This window comes from Nitratireductor aquibiodomus NL21 = JCM 21793, assembly GCF_000615975.1.
Classification (GTDB): Bacteria; Pseudomonadota; Alphaproteobacteria; order Rhizobiales; family Rhizobiaceae; genus Nitratireductor; species Nitratireductor aquibiodomus.
In genome coordinates, this window is sequence record NZ_BAMP01000206.1 from 1 (window position 1) to 578 (window position 578).

A 578-nucleotide genomic window follows, 5' to 3' on the forward strand; every position below is an offset into this window, starting at 1 on the left:
CGGACGGTCTTCGACGCCCGTGATGATCACGGGGGACGATGCGGATTCGGGGCTTATCGAATAACCCAGGCTGGCGAGCGCCGTGTAATCGCGGGCGAGGTCGAAGCGCAGGGTGCCGTCAATGCCCCCCTCAATGTCCGAGACTTCATCTCCAGAAACCGACTTGCGATAGATGCCATAGGCGTCCACCGTCGCTGCATGCCGCGCCCAGTCGGAAACCGCGTTCAGTCTGAGCGTTGATTGGGAAACAATGGCTTCGCTGCCATTGGTGCTGGAATCGGCATTGGACGTCCAGGTCAGACCCTGTTCCAGCGTGGGGATGACGGTGAAAGTACCGAACCTCAGCCCCAGCGGAGCATAGGGATTTTCGTCTGTGGCCTGAAAGTCGCCTTCGATCGCCCCGGTGCGTGGATTGAGCGCTTCTGCGCGTTCGATCCGTTCAAAACCGGAGTTTTCCTCTTCGTTTTCGGGAATGCCCTGCGTGACGACCGTGTCCAGCGGTGGTTGCACCGGCCGCGTCGGGTCGTTCTGAGCCGTGCGGGCGCGCTCGCGCTCGACGGCGGTGGATGGCGCCCGGG

General features: G+C 62.5%; 1 protein-coding gene. It reads right to left on the minus strand.

The window, feature by feature from the left end; all coding sequences use genetic code 11:
• Positions 1-578: outer membrane beta-barrel protein (locus tag JCM21793_RS23255; protein WP_025031892.1), on the minus strand; the 578-nt coding region annotated here is incomplete at both ends.